The organism is Sellimonas caecigallum, from assembly GCF_019754295.1.
In the GTDB taxonomy this organism is placed as follows: Bacteria; Bacillota; Clostridia; order Lachnospirales; family Lachnospiraceae; genus Sellimonas; species Sellimonas caecigallum.
In genome coordinates this window covers 61,398-75,688 of the sequence record NZ_VIRV01000012.1, presented here as the reverse complement: position 1 = coordinate 75,688, position 14,291 = coordinate 61,398, and the positions used below count along the sequence as shown (strand labels likewise).

Below are 14,291 nucleotides of genomic sequence, written 5' to 3'. Positions count from 1 at the left end.
TCTTATTCTGCCTGATATTCCTGGAAAATCTCATCCACAAGCTCGTGTACTTCATTCCTGGTAATATTTCTGCAGCATCCCCGCGCCAGTATCAGGCGGAGCTGCTTTTTCATATCCGCCAGCGCCTCCAGCTTGTCGGTGCTGACTGCGATTACCGCCCCTTTTCTACGGTCAAGCTTTATGAACCCCTCCTGCTTCAACACGGAGTAAGCTTTGTTGACCGTATGCATATTGACTCCGATCTTCTCAGACAGTTTTCGCACTGACGGAAGGGAATCTCCCTCCTGGATCTCCGCAACAGCGATGCCCATGATGATCTGATTGCGAAGCTGCATGTAGATTGCTTCATCACTGTTAAAATCAATCTCTATGATAATTTCTTTCATATTTTCCGCTCTTTTCTTCCGTATTTGTTACACCAATCATATAACAGATGCACATGTTTTGTAAATACAAAACTGAAAAATCAGGCAAACAGCGGGGTGGAAAAATATCGTTCCGCTGTATCTGGTAGGATTGTCACAACCGTCTTACCTTTCCCCAACTCTCTGGCAAGTCTTCTGGCTGCTGCCACGTTCGTTCCACCGGAAATACCGCACATCAGTCCTTCTTTGGCTGCCAGCTCCTTTGCCGTCTCGATGGCTTCATCGTCTGTGACAATCGCGATTCTATCATATATTTTTGTATCCAGAATATCCGGGATAATACCATCTCCGATCCCCATCTGGATATGTGTGCCTACCGGATGTCCGGAAAGAACTGCCGCATGTTCCGGTTCCACTGCCCAGATTTCTATGTCTGGATTGGCTTCTTTCAACGCCCGTCCCACACCTGTGATCGTTCCTCCCGTTCCAATCCCGGAACAGAAACCGTCGATCTTCTTTTCTGCCTGCCTCAGGATTTCTTTTCCTGTCTTTTCATAATGAACTTTTACATTATTCTCATTTCCAAACTGCTGCGGCACGAAGACATTCGGATCCTCCTCTGCCATCCGCAGTGCGGTGTTCACACATTCCGCAATACATTCCCCGATATTTCCTGCGTCGTGGATCAGCTTGACCTCCGCTCCGTACTGCTTTACAAGTTTTCTTCTCTCTTCGCTGACAGAGTCCGGCATGATGATGACAGTGCGGTATCCTTTGACTGCACCGATAAGTGCAAGCCCGATGCCCTGGTTTCCGCTTGTAGGTTCGACGATCAGACTGTCTTTATTTAGTTTCCCCTCTTTTTCCGCCGCCTCGATCATAGCCAGAGCTGTTCTTGTCTTGATGGAAGCCCCTGCATTGACTGCCTCGAACTTCACAAGAATCTCGGCATCCTCCTTTCCGGTCATGTGCTGCAGACGGATAAGCGGAGTATTTCCTACTGTTTCCAATATATTCTCATAAACCATGTTTTGATTCCTTCTTCCTGTGTCCTGCTCTCTTTTCGTATATTATATGCGCTTTCTATCCATTTTGCAAACACCAAAAAGCCATCTCCTACCCTTGGGCAAAGAGATGGCTTTTTGTACAACAATATCTACGCCTCGTCTATAGCTTTTCCGATATCGTGTCTCATATATTTGTTTGCAAAAGAGATCCACTCCGTTGCCTTGTAGGCATTGGCGCGTGCTTCCTTGAGAGTCTCGCCTTTGGCCGTGATGCCAAGTACTCGTCCTCCGTTTGTCACGATCTCTCCTTTTTCGTTTACTTTCGTTCCTGCATGGAAACAGTAATATCCTTCTTTTCCTTCGAAATTCTCAAAACCTGTGATTGGGATACCTTTCTCGTATGCTACCGGGTATCCGTCGGATGCCAGTACAACACAGACAGCCGCATTGTCCTCGAATTCCAGTTCCACTTGATCCAGTGTTCCATCGATGCATGCTTCCATCACATCGATAATGTCATTTTTCATTCTTGGGAGCACTACCTGCGCCTCCGGATCTCCGAATCTCGCATTGTATTCCAGCACTTTGGGTCCGTCTTCTGTGAGCATAAGACCAAAGAAGATGATCCCTTTGAATTCTCTTCCTTCCGCCTTCATAGCATCAACTGTCGGCTGGAACAGTTTCTCCTGACAGTAAGCTGCGATCTCATCTGTAAAAAACGGGCTTGGAGAAAATGTACCCATACCTCCGGTATTGAGTCCCTGGTCGCCGTCTTTTGCTCTTTTGTGGTCCTGCGCAGAAGTCATTGTTTTTACGACATTTCCGTCTACAAAGGATAGCACAGATACTTCCCGCCCTGTCATAAACTCTTCAACTACCATGGTGTTGCCGGATGCTCCGAATTTTTTATCCATCATGATCTCTTTGACGCCTTCTTTTGCCTCTTCCAGAGTATTGCAGATCAGGACACCTTTCCCAAGTGCAAGTCCGTCGGCCTTGAGAACGATCGGGAATTTCGCTGTCTCAAGGTAGGCAAGCGCCTTATCGGCATCGTCAAAATTTTCATATGCTGCTGTCGGAATGTTGTATTTTTTCATCAGGTCTTTGGAAAACGCCTTGCTTCCTTCAAGGATCGCAGCGTTCTTTCTCGGACCAAACGTCCGGATTCCCGCAGCTTCCAGTTCATCTACAAGTCCTCCTACGAGGGGATCGTCCATTCCCACAATAGTCAGGTCAACCTCTTTTTCTTTTGCAAAGGCAACAATCTTGTCAAATTCCATCGGCCCGATCGGTGCACATTCCGCAATGCGGGCAATCCCTGCGTTTCCAGGGAGACAGTAAATCTTTTCCACTTTGCTGCTTTTTGCAACACTTGCCGCTATGGCGTGCTCTCTGCCGCCTCCGCCTACAATTAATACTTTCATATTGGCCTCCTTATCGTACAATTGTGACATGCCTGCCCTGAACGGATACCTTTCCGTTTGCGATCAGATCGATCGCCTTCGGCAGGATGATCCACTCTGCCTGTTCCATCACACGTCTCTGCAGAATTTCCGGTGTGTCTCCTTCCTGTACCTCGACTGCTTTCTGGAGGATGATCGGGCCTGTATCCGTACCTTCATCCACAAAGTGTACCGTTGCACCAACGACCTTTACCCCTCTTTCCAGGGCTGCCTCATGGACTTTGAGTCCATAGTACCCTGTTCCGCAAAATGCAGGGATCAAAGACGGATGGATGTTGATGATCCGGTTTTCATATTTTCGGATCAGTTCTGACGGGATGACGACAAGAAATCCAGCCAGAACGATCAGATCCGGACAAAGCTCATCGATGGCATCCATCAGCGCCTTATTGAAATCTGCCCGATCCTGAAATTCCTTCGGAGAAACACATTTTGCCGGGACACCGGCAGCTCTTGCCCTTTCGAGGGCATATGCATTCCTGTTGTTGCTGATGACGCCGACTACTTCTGTATTCGTAATCGTCCCGCATTTCACTGCGTCCAGGATAGCCTGAAGGTTTGTGCCTCCCCCAGATACGAGAACTGCTGCTCTTAGCATAATGTTACTCCTTTTTCTCCTGCTTCGATCTGTCCGATCACATAGGATGTATCCCCTGCTGCCACGATGGCGGACATTGCCGCTTCCACATCGCTTTCTTTTACAGCGATGACCATTCCGATTCCCATGTTGAATGTATTATACATCATCTGTTCCTCGATATCTCCTTCTTCTGCAAGCATTTTGAAGATAGCCGGAACTTCATAGCTGTCTTTTCTGATAACCGCATGCGTACCCTCGCGGAGCATACGCGGCACATTCTCATAGAATCCGCCTCCCGTGATATGACTGCACGCTTTAATCGTCACTCCGGATTTCCGGATACTTTCAAGAGCTTTTACATAAATTCTTGTCGGCTCAAGAAGCGCTTCCCCAAGTGTACGTCCGAGGCATTCGTGGTATGTTTCCAGAGATTCCCGGCTCATATCGAACACTTTTCTCACAAGGGAGAAACCGTTGCTGTGTACTCCTGATGATGCGATTCCGATCAGCACGTCCCCTGCTTCCAGATTTTCCCCTGTGATCATATCTTTTTTATCGCAGACTCCCACGGCGAATCCTGCCAGGTCGTACTCATCTTCCGCCATCAGTCCCGGATGCTCCGCTGTCTCTCCGCCGATAAGCGCCGCACCAGACTGCCGGCATCCCTCTGCCACTCCGCTCACGATAGTGGCGATTTTTTCCGGTTCATTTTTTCCACACGCAATGTAGTCAAGGAAGAACAGCGGTTCGCCGCCGGCACATGCGATGTCATTGACACACATAGCTACTGCGTCGATCCCGATCGTGTCGTGCTTGTCCAAAACCATGGCAAGCTTTACTTTTGTCCCGCATCCATCTGTGCCGGACAGCAGCACAGGCTCTTCCATCTCCTTGATCTTTGCCAGTGAAAAAGCTCCTGAAAATCCGCCCAGTCCTCCGATCACTTCTGGACGCATCGTCTTTTTGATGTGTTCTTTCATCAACTCGACTGATTTGTAACCAGCTTCAATATCTACTCCAGCGTTCTTATAATCCATGATTCATCCTCCATTAAATGGATCTGAGCGATCCTCTATTTTGCTGCTTTCTGAGCCAAGTATTCTTTGTATCCGATTTTTGCAAGTTTTTCTGCTTTTGCTTCCACTTCTTCTTTCATCTCTTTCGTAAACGCTTTCAGGCGTCCCAAAAGTTCCGGATCGGATGTAGCCAGGATCTTTGCAGCCAGGATTGCTGCATTCTTTCCTCCGTCAATAGCTACTGTCGCAACCGGGATTCCAGGCGGCATCTGCACGATAGAATAAAGTGCATCCTGTCCGTCCAGGACTTTTCCTGTCATCGGGATGCCGATAACTGGCATCGGGAAGATTGCTGCGCACATTCCCGGAAGATGTGCTGCCATCCCTGCTCCTGCGATGATCACTTTGAAGTCTTTTTCTTCCGCAGATTTTGCATATTCATAGAATACATCCGGTTCACGGTGTGCGGAAATGATCGTCATTTCATACTCCACCCCTAATTTTTCCAGCATGTCCGCGGCCTGACCCATGACTTTCATATCAGAATCACTGCCCATTACAATTCCTACTTTTGGCATAATGTCCATCCTTTCTGCTTTTGCATGATTTATAAGTTTTCTAATAAATAATTTCCTATTTATAAGTCATTTTACTAATACAAGCGGGCTCTGTCAACCAGATGCCCGCCTGTACAGTGATTATAATTTCTTATAACTGTAGTCCTGTCTTACTTATGACTTTCTTCCCACGCATCCAAAGGCTCATTGAGCATCTCTGTCCCTTGCAAAACAAACCGTCCGTCTTTTATGATCAGCATACCGCTTCCGTCCGGTCGGATCACTTCGATCTCATCCAGTTCATCGTATGGGATAGTAATATCCGTGTGACAGTGGAAATACGCTTTCTCCGGCTGATCTTTTCTCAGAATGGAGATCTCGTTATCCCTTGCCACGATCTCTTTTCCGTTTGGATTGAAGACCTTTGTGTCTTCACTATAGCTATAACACGTATCGCCCACAGCAAAATGCGGTCCTGTCTTCTCGGCGATCAGCACCGGGAATTTTTCTTCGATGCCGTATCTGCGTCCTGCTACGTAGGCTGTCGTATTTGTCCCGATGGCAAACTCTCCCATCGGAAGAGTGTCCTGATTAAACAGGATATTTTCTTTTATATAAGCCTTTCCAGCTTCCTTGTCTTCAAAGTTTCTGCATCTGTAATCTGTAATCATCCCGTCCTGGAATGTGAGTTCCAGATCCACGTACTGAAGATCCTTCAGATATGCTTTGCTCACATGGAGCCCCCCATTGGTTCCTTTCAGCACAGGGGAAGTAAATACTTCTCCTACCGGAATATTGACGTCGGCCACACAATTCTCAAAAATCGTCTCCTTTTCCGGATCAGAAAGCCGGCAAAGTGCTACTGTCAGATCTGTCCGGTTGCCGCCTTTTCCAAGAATGTGAACTTTCTCCCCTTTGTCAAGTGCATCGATAATGATCTGCTGGACTTTTGAGTAAGCCTCAGAATCCAGTGTGTTGATCCGAATCGTCTCCTGAAAAATCTCATCGAAATCTGCTCCGATCTCTGGAACCGGGTACGCGACGATCGTAAAGCTCCGCTCTTCCCCTTTGATATACATGTTTGTAATCTGCGCCGCTTTCCCATCAAAGGAGACGAGAAGCTCTTCCTGCTTTTTGCTGAAGCTTATCGCTTCCGGTTTTCTCTCCGGAGAAAACGGCTTCTCTCCAAACACTTCCATGACCGCAGGTCCTGCAAATCCCGCCGCAAGGTCTTTTTTCTGTTCGTACACTGTCTTCATGACCTCGAGCCTTCTCTCTATAAACCGCTTGTCCAAAAAGAGCGCCATATCATTTTTGTGGTCATAATCATACTGTTTGTTTGGATTGCCTCCAAAATAACCGTTCTTTGCCGTCCCTCTCCGGACAATCGCGCTTCCACCGGCCCTGTAGATGGACGGGGAAAGTCCCATCTTGGCAAAATTTTCGATGGCCGCCCGGATAACCCGCTCGAATCCGATCTTATAGCGTATGTTGACCGTTGATTTCTTCGACAGATCTTTATTTCCAAGTACAAATCCCATCCGGAAACCTTCCGTATATACATCCGCCATCTTCTGGATCGTCTCTTCCGAAAGCCCGTTCAGATACTCTGCCGTGCGGATCTCATTTTCCGTAATATACTCGCCAAACCGATACAGATATCTGAGATCGTTCAAATCACTTTTGCAGATAATGTCATATGCAAAAGACCTGCCCGGATCGATCTGATCGAGAATCCGGTCCGCTGCAAACACTTCACAGTAATCATTTGCGTACCAGTAAAGGATATCGGCAACCCTCTCATATGCCGGGTCTTCCTCTTCCTCAAAGCAGTTGTAAATCTCGATGAACAATTCATTTAAGATTGCCAGATATTCTGTCTTCTTCTCATATGCATACACGATCCCTGTCCGCATTTCTGCATAGACTGCACTCAAAAACCTGCCGAACTTCTCTCCGAATTTTTCCGTCGCATACTTTGGATCCGCATAGCTTGTCCCATAATTCTCCGGAAGGATGTCTTCATAAAGCGACTGATTTTCTTCCTTTATCTCTTTTTCTGAAATCGTTTCCCAGTCTCTTTCCTTTTTCAGAACTTCCGAAAGCTGAAGCAGAAACGCTGCCGTCTTCCGGAAGTAGTCACGGTATTTTCCCTTTGTGGTCTCCTCTCTCAGGATCTCCTGAAGCCTCCCGAGCGTGAGATCATATCGCTCTGTTACAAATGATTCTTCCATGTCCTATATCAGCCCCCTGATAAATATTCCTGCAAAGCCAGCCAGCAAAAGCATATTGCAGACTACTCCTACCTTGCATGTAATATAATTTTTATCCCGCTCCTTAAATCCACGGAATCCTGTTATGATGCCGGTCCAAGATCCAAAAAACGTCACCAGCGCAAGTCCTCCGATCCAAGCCGGAGCATTTCCCTTTGTCACACACGAAATAACGATCATCGCAATCAGCGCGGCAAAGATCAGCCCCGCATAAATACAGGATGACACTCCCCTCCTGGAATGGAGAAGCCTGTCCTTATCTTGTTTCCTGGTGTGCTTTTTCCGTCCTCTCTCTTGTCTGTTCCGGACTTTCTCACGTCCTCTTTCCTCGCCTCTGTGTCTTCTTAACATAGCGTCTCCTTATTCCATTGCAAATCATAAAAAGAATATAACCAATTAAACCGCCGATGGTATTTAAAAGCAAATCATCCACATCGAAGCTTCCTACTTTTGTCAGAAGCTGAAATACTTCCACAAAAAAACTTAGCCCAAAACTGTAGAATACCGTAAGGAAAAAGCTTCTGTTCCAGTATCTGCTGGCCATAGGCATAAAAAATCCAAACGGTATGAAGATAAGCACATTCCCGGCCAGATTGGCAAATGTCAGGAACCCGAGCTGCTCCCTGTAGATCCAGAATCTCCTTATCTCCCGGAATAATTCCAGGTTATAATGGTATTCCCGCATACCGGCACTGTTTCTGCCGTACCAGTCTGAGAAAAGCAGAAACCAGAACAAGAATAAAATATATAAAATGAACAATAGTTTTCCGAAACGTCTAAGCCATTTCTTGTCTTGTGTCCTCACTGCTCATCCCCGCCTAAAATGTCAGACGCTTCTGATTTTTAAACAGACGGGCGCCTCCGATGATCGAAAGAATCCCGCACACCACGCCTACAGTTATCATGACCACACCGACAGCGATGTTTCCCGCTCCTATGACTCCCATGTTACGGTATACTTTTTCCTCCATGCCTTCAAGCCTCCTTATTTCACTCCATACTGTTCATAATATGCATCAATCGCTGATTTTAATGCATCATCGATGACAATACGGCCTTGACACGGCTTATTGTACAAGTGTTCCACCACTTCTTCCATCGTCACAATGGCATTTGTCTCAAATCCGTACAGATCTTTTACTTCATCAAGCGCGCACTTCTCCCCGCCTTTTCCGACTTCCATGCGGTTCAAAGAAACCATAAGTCCTACGATCTCCACATCTGCTGCACCTGTTACCTTCGGCACTGTCTCTTCCATAGACTTTCCGGATGTGGTCACGTCTTCGATCATAATGACTCTGTCTCCATCTTTCAGCTTGCTTCCAAGGAAACTTCCCTTATCTGCTCCGTGATCCTTCTCCTCCTTGCGGTCTGAACAGTAGCGTACTTCCTTTCCGTACAGTTCGCTGTATGCGATAGCTGTCACTACACCAAGCGGAATCCCTTTGTACGCCGGTCCGAACAGCACATCAAAATCGTCTCCGTATGTATTGTGGATCGCCTTTGCATAGTACTCGCCAAGTTTTTTCAACTGTGATCCTGTCACATAGGCTCCTGCATTCATAAAGAACGGCGATTTCCTTCCGCTTTTCAACGTAAATTCTCCAAACTTCAGTACGTCGCTCTCCACCATAAACTCAATAAATTCCTGCTTATACTGTTCCATATCTCATTAACCTCCATATTTATGGGCTTTTATGCTCTTTGTTCTATTTTACGATACCGACCATGTCAGCCACCGTGCCAAATCCGTTTTTGTCCATGTAGGCTTCGATTCCTGCAGCGATCTCTTCCGTGACGTTTGGCTGGAAAAAGTTTGCTGTTCCGACGGACACTGCGCTTGCTCCCGCAAGAAGAAACTCCACAGCGTCTTCCCAAGTGGAGATACCTCCCATTCCGATGACCGGAATGGCCACCGCATTTGCCACCTGGTACACCATGCGTACCGCGATCGGTTTCACGATCGGCCCGGATACTCCTCCTGTCTTATTGGCCAGTACAAACTGTCTTCTATTGATATCGATCTTCATACCGGTCAGTGTATTGATGAGGGATACCGCATCCGCTCCCCCTGCTTCTACCGCCCTTGCCATCTCGGTAATGTCTGTGACATTCGGGCTCAGCTTCATGATAACCGGCTGTTTTGCGTATTTCTTCACTGCTTTTGTGATGGCTTCTGCGGCTTTTGGATTCTGGCCGAATGCGATTCCTCCTTCTTTCACATTCGGACAGGAGATGTTGATCTCCAGCATATCCACGTCCTCATTGGCCAGGCGTTCTACGACTTCACAGTAGTCTTCCTCTGAACGTCCGCACACATTTACGATGATGTTCGTATCATACTGGCGCAGAAACGGGATATCTCTCTCGCAGAACACATCAATCCCTGGATTCTGGAGTCCCACCGCGTTCATCATTCCACCGTACACTTCCGCTACGCGCGGCGTCGCGTTTCCTTCCCACGGTACGTTGGCCACCCCTTTTGTCGTGACAGCTCCAAGTTTATTCAGATCCACGAAATCACAGAACTCTGCACCGGATCCAAATGTCCCGGATGCTGTTGTAACCGGATTTTTCCATTCTACTCCCGCGATATTTACTCTTGTATCAGCCATTATAATTCCACCTCCGTAGAAAGAAATACCGGACCATCTTTACAGATTCGTGCATTGTGTACATGGCTGTGATGATCAACTCCCTTTGTCTTGCACACACACGCAAGGCAGGCTCCGATCCCGCAGGCCATTCTCTCTTCCAGAGAGATGTAACACGGAATTCCTTTTTCTTCGGCATACGATTTGATTGCCCGAAGCATCGGCGTCGGTCCGCACGCATAGATCACATCTGCCGTGATATCATTTTCCCGGATGGCGTCCATGACATTTCCTTTTGTTCCCACGCTTCCATCTTCTGTGGATATATAGACGCTTCCATTAGCCTCAAACTCTTCTCTCAAAAAAGTCTGGGCATCGCGATACCCTACGATAATCTGTTTTTCACAGTCAAGCTGTTTTGCCAGTTCTAAGATCGGCGGTACTCCGATCCCTCCGCCCATGAGAAACGCCTTCTTTCCGCGTGCCGCTTCCAGCGGGAAGCCGTTTCCAAGCGGTCCGATGACCGGAAGAGTGTCTCCTTCCTTCATCCTTGAAAATTCTTCTGTCCCGGTATGTTCCCCGGTTACCCGGTATACGACCCGGAGCATTCCTTTTTCTTTGTCAATCTCACAGATACTGATCGGTCGCGGCAGCAGCTTTGTCCCATCGTTTGTGTACATGGAAATAAACTGTCCCGGAACCGCGTTCTGCGATGCTTTCGTCTTCAGCCACATACTGAAGATTCCATCTGCCAGCTGCTCCTGTGAAGAGACAACTGCCAATTCTTTTTCTCTTTCTGCCATTTCGTTTTCCCCTTGCCTGATTTATCTGTTGCCCAGTGCCTGGCTGATATCTGCGATCATATCTTCCACTGCCGCTCTTGATGCATCGGCAAAATTCTCAGCTCCAAATTTTGCGTATTTTTCCTGTTTATATGCTGCAATGATACCTCTTGACGAGTTGACGATAGCACCAAGTCCGTCTTCATTGAAGAAGTGTACAAGGTCTTTTCCCTGTCCTCCCTGGGCGCCGTAACCCGGTACGAGGATGTAGGATTTCGGCATGATCTTTCTGAGCACTTTTCCCATCTCCGGATATGTCGCGCCTACTACCGCTCCAATGTAGCTGTACTCATCTCCCATGCAGCTTTCTCCCCACTCTGCCACTTTCTCTCCGACCAGTTCATAGAGCGGGCGTCCATCGATCAGCTGATCCTGAAATTCTCCGCTTGATGGATTGGATGTCTTTACAAGGATGAAAAGTCCTTTTTTCTCTTCTTTGCAGACATCGATGAACGGGTTCACTCCGTCTGATCCGAGGTACGGATTGACCGTCACAAAATCTTCGTCAAACGGTGCATAGCTCTTGCTTCCAACTGTCACTTTTCCGAGATGGCCTGTCGCATAGGCAGCGGAAGTAGAGCCGATATCGCCGCGCTTGATATCTCCGATGACAACCAGTCCTTTTTCCTTACAGTAATCAACAGTCTTTTTGAAGGCCATCAGACCCGGGATCCCAAACTGCTCATACATAGCGATCTGTGGTTTTACTGCTGGGATCAGATCGTATGTCTGGTCTACGATGGCTTTGTTAAACTGCCAGATTGCCTCTGCCGCCCCATCCAGCGTTTCTCCAAACTCTCCAAACGCCTTTTCCTTAACGTGATCCGGAATATAGCCCAGCATCGGATCCAGTCCTACTACGATCGGTGCATTTGTCTTTTTGATATTTTCCACTAATTTATTGATCATGTTTCTTCTCTCCTATTCGTTGTATGCTTCGTTTTGGTATACGAGTTTTCCGTCTACAAGTGTGTATTTGACATCCCCTTTTACTTTCCATCCGTCAAATGGCGTATTCTTTCCCATAGACCGGAAGGTATCTGTGTCGATCTCGTACTCCCTTGACGGGTCGAACACGACAATGTCTGCTGCCTTTCCTTCTGAAACGGAACCTTTGTCATCAAAGCCGAGGATCTTGGCAGGCGCAAGACTCATTCTCTCTGCCATCTGCATCGGCGTGAGTATCCCTGTTTCCACAAGTTCCGTATAAGTCAGAGACGCACTTGTCTCAAGTCCGACAATGCCAAATGCAGCCTTTCTCATCGGAACATTTTTTTCTTCCTCGCTGTGCGGAGCATGGTCAGTGGAAATGGCATCCATGATCCCTTCTTTGAGTCCCTGGCGCAGCGCTTCCACATCTTTTGTTTCCCGAAGCGGAGGATTCATCTTGAATCTTCCATTGTCCTCTGTGATATCATCCGCCGTCAAGGTAAAATGATGCGGGCAGACTTCTGCCGTCACAGAAATGCCTTCTTCTTTTGCCATCCGCATCAGGTCTACGGTTCCTTTCGTGGAACAGTGGCATAGATGCAGGTGTACTCCGGTATCTTTTGCCAGAAAGATATCCCTTGCTGTGATGATATCCTCCACGGAATTGGTAATTCCCGGAAGGCCAAGTTCTTCCGAACGGCTGCATTTGTTCATGACTCCGTCTTCCCCGGTGTCCGGATCTTTCCGAAGGTCGATCTCCTCACAGTGAGCAAACACTTTGAGTCCATATTTTGCGGCAAGCTTCATCGCTTCCCGGTAGATAGCAGATCCCATGACGGATTTTCCATCCTCGGAAACCGCGATGCATCCAGCCTCCGCCATACCTTTCAGATCCGCCAGTTCTTTTCCTTCTTCCCCTACTGTGATAGCTCCAAGCTGGATGATGTGCACAGGCGATTCTTCCTTTGCCCTCCTGTGTACCTCTTCCACCTTTTCTTTCGTGTCAATGACAGGTTTCGTGTTCGGCATAGCACACATCGTCGTCACTCCGCCTCTGGCTGCTGCCTCCCCTCCTGTCTTCAGCGTTTCCTTATATGTCAGTCCCGGGTCTCTGAGATGCACGTGCAGATCAATAAATCCTGGCATGACATAGCATCCTTTTGCATCCAGCTTCTGCACATCCTCCTGTCCTTTCAGACTATCGTGTATCTCTGTGTCTGTTCCCACTTTTTCGATCCTGGATCCGCTTACCAGGACATCGCACACCTTATCAGTCCCAGTCAGCGGATCCAACACATGTCCGTTTTGAATCCATGTTTTCATCGTGTTCACTTTCCTTTCTGTATATATGCACACACCCGAAGGCTCAGTTACACATTCTTAGTCCAGTCTATTTTACCATAGGAAGCAAAAAAAAGGAATGAAAAATATCATTCCTTTTCTATATCCATTTATTTGATTTCTCCTTTTATGACATCGAGCGCTTTTTCCAGCTGGTTATCTGTTCCGTTCTCTGCCTTTTCATATTCCACTTCAACATCCGGAGTGATTCCTTTTTTGTGGATGCTTCTGCCGTCCGGCGTGAAATACTGTGCCGTCGTCAGCTTAACACTCGATCCGTCCCGAAGCGGAAAGATCGTCTGTACGATTCCTTTGCCAAACGTCTTTGTGCCGACGATCGTCCCGACTTCATAGTCCTGCACTGCCCCGGTAAAAATCTCGGAAGCACTTGCACTGTTTCCATTTACGAGAACAGCTAACGGCTTTGTAAACTGATGCTCTTCATCGGATTTTTCCGTGTCAATCCGTTTTCCATTCTTATCCTCCGTGTAGACGATCGTCCCTTCCGGCAGGATGAGATCCAGAATCTCACAGACGGTAGTCAGATTGCCGCCCGGATTGTCTCTGAGATCCACCACAAGCCCTTTCATTCCTTGTTCTTCCAGCTCTGAAAGGCCATCCTGAAACTGTTTATATGTGACGTTGTCAAACTCACTTATCTTAAGATATCCGATCCCATCGTCCTTCATCTCCGCCGTGACCGTATGGTTTTCCACGATCCCCCGCGTGATCTCAAGTTCTACTTTGTTTGATTCCCGAAGTACAGTAATGGTAACTTTCGTACCTTCTTCTCCTTTTACTTTTGAAACTACATCGGACAGGGGTTCCTCTTCAAGCGCTTCTCCGTCTATGGCGTAGAATATGTCCCCTTTTTTCATTCCGGCCTTTTTTGCAGGGGAGTCCTCGTACACTTCCTCTACCTTTATTTCCCCTGTCTCCGGATCCTGGCTCATAAGAGCTCCTATCCCCGCGTATTCTCCTTCCGACGACTGGAGAAGCTCTTTTGTCTCTTCCTGGTTATAATACGAGGAATACGGGTCTCCGAGAGAAGCCACATATCCCTTTAAAGACAGATCCTGCTGCGTATTCTCTTTGATATCTTCCGGGTAAAGGTACTGGCTCTCAATCAGCCGCTCCAGCTGCTGCGCCTTCTTGGCCGTACCGGCGCTGATGGCTCCTGTATAAATACTGATCTTTCCCGTCAATATAAGCCCGGTAAAAATCACTGCGCACGTCAGAAACGCGGCAAGGGCGCCATAAAGCGCCCCTTTTACAAATGTTCTTTTATGTCTGATCTGATTTATCATGTCTGTCCATTCCTGT

At 47.6% G+C, this 14,291-nt stretch carries 16 protein-coding genes; all 16 read right to left on the bottom strand.

What is annotated here, in order from left to right:
* Positions 1-2: 2 nt before the first annotated feature.
* Positions 3-377, bottom strand: coding sequence for a GntR family transcriptional regulator (locus tag FLB61_RS09090; RefSeq protein WP_087202861.1), 375 nt, complete (start codon positions 375-377; stop codon positions 3-5).
* Between the two features lie 89 nt (positions 378-466).
* Positions 467-1,393, bottom strand: a complete 927-nt coding sequence (cysK, locus tag FLB61_RS09085; protein WP_087202804.1) for a cysteine synthase A — start codon at positions 1,391-1,393, stop codon at positions 467-469.
* A gap of 128 nt (positions 1,394-1,521) precedes the next feature.
* Positions 1,522-2,796, bottom strand: coding sequence for a phosphoribosylamine--glycine ligase (purD, locus tag FLB61_RS09080; protein WP_221919944.1), 1,275 nt, complete (start codon positions 2,794-2,796; stop codon positions 1,522-1,524).
* A 10-nt stretch (positions 2,797-2,806) separates the two neighbouring features.
* Positions 2,807-3,433, bottom strand: coding sequence for a phosphoribosylglycinamide formyltransferase (gene purN, locus FLB61_RS09075; RefSeq protein ID WP_221919943.1), 627 nt, complete (start codon positions 3,431-3,433; stop codon positions 2,807-2,809).
* Entirely contained in the window at positions 3,427-4,452 is a 1,026-nt protein-coding gene (gene purM / locus FLB61_RS09070; protein WP_221919942.1) for a phosphoribosylformylglycinamidine cyclo-ligase, read from the bottom strand. Before purM ends, purN begins: the two co-directional genes overlap by 7 nt.
* 35 nt (positions 4,453-4,487) lie before the next feature.
* Positions 4,488-5,009: a 5-(carboxyamino)imidazole ribonucleotide mutase gene (purE, locus tag FLB61_RS09065; RefSeq protein WP_087202812.1), complete on the bottom strand. Its 522-nt coding sequence runs from the start codon at positions 5,007-5,009 to the stop codon at positions 4,488-4,490.
* 149 nt (positions 5,010-5,158) lie between these two features.
* Complete coding sequence (locus tag FLB61_RS09060; RefSeq protein ID WP_221919941.1) at positions 5,159-7,222, bottom strand: aminopeptidase; 2,064 nt, start codon at positions 7,220-7,222, stop codon at positions 5,159-5,161.
* 3 nt (positions 7,223-7,225) lie between these two features.
* The gene (locus FLB61_RS09055) at positions 7,226-7,612 is read right to left on the bottom strand and encodes a DUF6142 family protein (RefSeq protein ID WP_087211994.1); all 387 of its coding nucleotides are present in this window, start codon (positions 7,610-7,612) and stop codon (positions 7,226-7,228) included.
* Positions 7,575-8,066, bottom strand: a complete 492-nt coding sequence (locus FLB61_RS09050) for a VanZ family protein (RefSeq protein ID WP_221919940.1) — start codon at positions 8,064-8,066, stop codon at positions 7,575-7,577. The genes FLB61_RS09055 and FLB61_RS09050 overlap by 38 nt, the downstream gene beginning before the upstream one ends.
* A gap of 13 nt (positions 8,067-8,079) precedes the next feature.
* Positions 8,080-8,232: a hypothetical protein gene (locus FLB61_RS09045; protein ID WP_204244068.1), complete on the bottom strand. Its 153-nt coding sequence runs from the start codon at positions 8,230-8,232 to the stop codon at positions 8,080-8,082.
* 14 nt (positions 8,233-8,246) lie between these two features.
* Entirely contained in the window at positions 8,247-8,927 is a 681-nt protein-coding gene (pyrE, locus tag FLB61_RS09040) for an orotate phosphoribosyltransferase (protein ID WP_087202819.1), read from the bottom strand.
* Between the two features lie 43 nt (positions 8,928-8,970).
* Positions 8,971-9,876, bottom strand: a complete 906-nt coding sequence (locus FLB61_RS09035; protein WP_087202821.1) for a dihydroorotate dehydrogenase — start codon at positions 9,874-9,876, stop codon at positions 8,971-8,973.
* Positions 9,876-10,658: a dihydroorotate dehydrogenase electron transfer subunit gene (locus FLB61_RS09030; protein WP_087211987.1), complete on the bottom strand. Its 783-nt coding sequence runs from the start codon at positions 10,656-10,658 to the stop codon at positions 9,876-9,878. The genes FLB61_RS09035 and FLB61_RS09030 overlap by 1 nt, the downstream gene beginning before the upstream one ends.
* Before the next feature lie 21 nt (positions 10,659-10,679).
* A complete protein-coding gene (gene pyrF / locus FLB61_RS09025; RefSeq protein WP_221919939.1) occupies positions 10,680-11,606 on the bottom strand; it encodes an orotidine-5'-phosphate decarboxylase in 927 nt (308 codons plus the stop codon).
* A 12-nt stretch (positions 11,607-11,618) separates the two neighbouring features.
* Positions 11,619-12,950: a dihydroorotase gene (locus tag FLB61_RS09020; RefSeq protein WP_087202827.1), complete on the bottom strand. Its 1,332-nt coding sequence runs from the start codon at positions 12,948-12,950 to the stop codon at positions 11,619-11,621.
* A gap of 128 nt (positions 12,951-13,078) precedes the next feature.
* Positions 13,079-14,275, bottom strand: coding sequence for a S41 family peptidase (locus tag FLB61_RS09015; RefSeq protein WP_246599179.1), 1,197 nt, complete (start codon positions 14,273-14,275; stop codon positions 13,079-13,081).
* Between the last annotated feature and the right edge of the window lie 16 nt (positions 14,276-14,291).

Excerpts from the sequence above, each read along its gene's own strand:
- cysK (WP_087202804.1), bottom strand. The coding sequence starts at position 1,393 with ATGGTTTATGAGAATATATTGGAAACAGTAGGAAATACTCCGCTTATC.
- purD (WP_221919944.1), bottom strand. The coding sequence starts at position 2,796 with ATGAAAGTATTAATTGTAGGCGGAGGCGGCAGAGAGCACGCCATAGCG.
- FLB61_RS09030 (WP_087211987.1), bottom strand. The coding sequence starts at position 10,658 with ATGGCAGAAAGAGAAAAAGAATTGGCAGTTGTCTCTTCACAGGAGCAG.
- FLB61_RS09060 (WP_221919941.1), bottom strand. The coding sequence starts at position 7,222 with ATGGAAGAATCATTTGTAACAGAGCGATATGATCTCACGCTCGGGAGG.
- purM (WP_221919942.1), bottom strand. The coding sequence starts at position 4,452 with ATGGATTATAAGAACGCTGGAGTAGATATTGAAGCTGGTTACAAATCA.
- pyrE (WP_087202819.1), bottom strand. The coding sequence starts at position 8,927 with ATGGAACAGTATAAGCAGGAATTTATTGAGTTTATGGTGGAGAGCGAC.
- FLB61_RS09045 (WP_204244068.1), bottom strand. The coding sequence starts at position 8,232 with ATGGAGGAAAAAGTATACCGTAACATGGGAGTCATAGGAGCGGGAAAC.
- FLB61_RS09020 (WP_087202827.1), bottom strand. The coding sequence starts at position 12,950 with ATGAAAACATGGATTCAAAACGGACATGTGTTGGATCCGCTGACTGGG.
- FLB61_RS09015 (WP_246599179.1), bottom strand. The coding sequence starts at position 14,275 with ATGATAAATCAGATCAGACATAAAAGAACATTTGTAAAAGGGGCGCTT.
- FLB61_RS09035 (WP_087202821.1), bottom strand. The coding sequence starts at position 9,876 with ATGGCTGATACAAGAGTAAATATCGCGGGAGTAGAATGGAAAAATCCG.
- purN (WP_221919943.1), bottom strand. The coding sequence starts at position 3,433 with ATGCTAAGAGCAGCAGTTCTCGTATCTGGGGGAGGCACAAACCTTCAG.
- purE (WP_087202812.1), bottom strand. The coding sequence starts at position 5,009 with ATGCCAAAAGTAGGAATTGTAATGGGCAGTGATTCTGATATGAAAGTC.
- FLB61_RS09055 (WP_087211994.1), bottom strand. The coding sequence starts at position 7,612 with ATGTTAAGAAGACACAGAGGCGAGGAAAGAGGACGTGAGAAAGTCCGG.
- pyrF (WP_221919939.1), bottom strand. The coding sequence starts at position 11,606 with ATGATCAATAAATTAGTGGAAAATATCAAAAAGACAAATGCACCGATC.